4 protein-coding genes and 1 pseudogene are annotated in these 2994 nt (G+C 64.6%); all 5 read left to right on the top strand.

Features of this window, described 5'->3' with window-relative positions:
* On the top strand, nucleotides 1–739 hold a 739-nt coding region (locus Q8Q83_RS12385), incomplete at its 5' end, for an HRDC domain-containing protein (RefSeq protein WP_305624134.1).
* Entirely contained in the window at nucleotides 736–1029 is a 294-nt protein-coding gene (locus Q8Q83_RS12380) for a YcgL domain-containing protein (RefSeq protein ID WP_305624132.1), read from the top strand. The genes Q8Q83_RS12385 and Q8Q83_RS12380, both read left to right, overlap by 4 nt.
* Before the next feature lie 29 nt (nucleotides 1030–1058).
* On the top strand, nucleotides 1059–1991 hold the full coding sequence (locus tag Q8Q83_RS12375) for a D-2-hydroxyacid dehydrogenase (RefSeq protein ID WP_305624136.1): 933 nt from the start codon (nucleotides 1059–1061) through the stop codon (nucleotides 1989–1991).
* A gap of 84 nt (nucleotides 1992–2075) precedes the next feature.
* On the top strand, nucleotides 2076–2525 hold the full coding sequence (locus Q8Q83_RS12370; RefSeq protein WP_305624130.1) for a YcgN family cysteine cluster protein: 450 nt from the start codon (nucleotides 2076–2078) through the stop codon (nucleotides 2523–2525).
* An 84-nt stretch (nucleotides 2526–2609) separates the two neighbouring features.
* Nucleotides 2610–2994 (top strand): annotated as a pseudogene (locus tag Q8Q83_RS12365) (hypothetical protein); the annotation flags it as partial.

The following is a 2994-nucleotide window of genomic DNA, read 5'->3' as shown; positions in this document are numbered from 1 at the left end:
GCCCAAGGGCGAAACCCGCTCCGACTGGTTGCAGCGGCCGTTGTCCGAGACCCAGGTCAGCTACGCGGCAGAAGATGTGCTGCACCTGGCGCAAGTCTATTCGCTGCTGAAAACTCAGCTGTCTGCCGAGAAATACAGCTGGGTGCTAGAGGATGGCGCCGAGCTGGTAGCCAACCTGAGCCGTGAGGTCGACCCCGAGCTGGCCTACCGCGAGGCCAAGCTGGCCTGGAAACTGTCGCGCCAGCAGCTGGCGGTGCTGCAGGCGCTGTGCACCTGGCGCGAGCAGCAGGCGCGCCTGCGCAACCAGCCGCGCAACCGGATTCTGCGCGAGCACTCGTTGTGGCCGCTGGCGCGCACCCAGCCGGATAACCTGGTGACCCTGGCGCGGATCGAGGACATGCACCCGAAAACCGTGCGTCAGGATGGCGAGTTCCTCTTGCAGCTGATCAAGCAAGCGGCGGCCACCCCAGCCGCGGATTGGCCCGCGGCGTTGCCCGAGCCGCTGCCGCTCGAGGCGGCGTCGCTGTTGAAGATGCTGCGGGCCATCGGCCAGCGCGAAGGCGAGCGGCTGAACATCGCCCCCGAGCTGATGCTGCGCAAGAAAACCCTCGAAGCCCTGCTGAAGACCGGCTACCCCGAGGGGCCTTACCAGCTGCCGGATTCGCTGCGCGGCTGGCGACGTGAATTGCTGGGCCAGGCCCTGCTCGACTGCCTGGCAGCCACTGGAGAATCGGCGTGAAACGTATCTGCTCTATCTATAAAAGCCCGCGCAAGAACGAGATGTACCTCTATGTGCTGCGCAGCGATGGGCTCAAGCGCGTGCCGGAAAACCTGCTGACGGCCTTTGGCCCGCCGACGCTGGCCTTCGACATGGTGCTCACTCCCGAGCGCGCCCTGGCCCGCGAGGACATCCACAAGGTGTTGGCCAATCTCGACGAGCAGGGCTACCACCTGCAGATGCCGCCACCGGAGGATGAATATATCGAGCACCTGCCGGACGAGTTGCTGCGCCGCAACGACCCCATGTAAACGCCATGCCAGCCATTGCCGAAGCCCCTCTGCGCCTGCTGCTTGGCGAAACCGAGCACGCCCTGTACGCCGAACTGCTGCGCCAGCAGGCGCCCGAACTCGAGCTGTGCGCCAGCGACCGGCCTGACGAGTTAGCCCAATACGCCGCGCGTTGTCCACTATGGCTGGGCCAGCCGGATCTGCTCGCGCCCTTGCTGCGCCAGGGTCATAGGCCGCGCTGGCTGCAGTCGACCTGGGCGGGTATCACGCCCTTGCTGGCCAGCGATCTGCCGACGGATTATCCACTGACCCGCGCCGTGGGCATCTTCGGCCAGCTGATGGCCGAGTATGTCCTGTGCCACCTGCTGGCCCACGAGCGGCAACTGTTCGCGCGCCTGGCCGATCAGGTCGAGCAGCGCTGGGATCAGCGCCTGCCGCACAGCCTGGCCGGTCGCCGGGTGCTGCTAGTCGGCACGGGCGATATCGGCCTGAGCGTGGCGCAGTTGCTCGCACCCTTCGGCCTCGAGTTGTTGGGCATAGCTAGCAGACCACGGGTTTTGCCGCCGTTCGAGGAAGTGGCGGGGTTGGAAGACTTATCACGTCTGGCCGCCGAGGCCGATTACCTGATCAGCCTGCTGCCGGATACCCCGGCCACCCGGAATATCTATGACGCGGCGCTGTTCGCCGTGCTCAAGCCCGGCGCGCTGTTTATCAATGCCGGGCGTGGCGTGGCGGTGGTGGAGGCCGATTTAGTGGCGGCGTTGCAGCAGGGCCAGTTGGCCGGCGCGGTGATCGATGTGTGCCGCGAGGAGCCCTTGCCGGCCGGCCATCCGTTCTGGACTGCGCCGCAGCTGCTGCTGACCGGCCACAGCTCGGCGCCGACCGAACCACGGCTGCTGGTGCAGCTGTTTCTCGACAATCTGGCGCGCTGGCGTAGCGGCGGCGAACTGCGTGGCCTGGTGGACTTTGCCCGTGGTTATTAATTGACCATTCGGCATGCCGGCCTTGGCCGTTGTTGGCCTAGCCGCTAGACTGCCGGCCTTTTCGCCAGTCACCGTACCCTCGCCATGGCCGCCAAAGTCGAACCCTTCTGGAAACGCAAAACCCTCGAACAGCTGGATCAGGACGAGTGGGAGTCGCTGTGCGATGGCTGCGGCCTGTGCTGCCTGCAAAAGCTCGAGGATGAGGACGACGGCAGCGTCTATTACACGCGCATCGCCTGCAAGCTGCTGGACCTGGATAGCTGCCGCTGCACCGACTACAGCAACAGGCGCAAGTCCGTGCCCGACTGCATCCAGCTCACCCCGGCCCAGGCCGACCAGTTCCAGTGGCTGCCGCCGACCTGCGCCTACCGCCTGGTCAGCGAGGGCAAGGACCTGCTGCTGTGGCATCACCTGGTCTGCGGCGACCCCGAGCAGGTGCACAAACAACGCATTTCCCAGGCCGGACGCATGCTCAGCGAAAACAGCGTGGCCGAGGATGATTGGGAAGAGCATATGATTTTCCGCGCCGGCTAAATCAAGCAGCCTTGCCACTTGGCGTTGAATTGCCCTGTTGGTCTAGGGTCTATGCATCCTCTGTCTCGTTCTGGAGCTACTCGCATGCGGATTTATCGCGCCCTGTTGTCTGCCATCCTGCTAAGCCTGAGTGCGCCGCTGTGGGCCACGCAGAAAGTCGATCTGGATTATCGGGTCAAGTTCCTGCCGGAAAGCGATCAGGCCGAAGTCAGCCTGACCCTGGAAAAGGGCGAGCGGGTGGTCAGCCTGGCCTTCAATCTGGGCGATAAGGGCTATTACAGCGACTTCACTGGCGATGGCCAGTGGACCCAGGACAGCCCCGCGAGTGGCCTCTGGCAACCGGCCAAGGGCAAGTCCAAGCTGAGCTATAGGGTGCGGATCAACCATGAACGCAGCGATGGCCGCTATGACGCCCATATGAACCAGGATTGGGCCTTGTTGCGCGGTGACGATCTGATCCCCGCCGTGC

The organism is Pseudomonas sp., assembly GCF_030696055.1.
In the GTDB taxonomy this organism is placed as follows: Bacteria; Pseudomonadota; Gammaproteobacteria; order Pseudomonadales; family Pseudomonadaceae; genus Aquipseudomonas.
The sequence above is the reverse complement of the archived record's forward strand: the minus strand, read 5'-3'. Positions and strand labels throughout refer to the sequence as shown.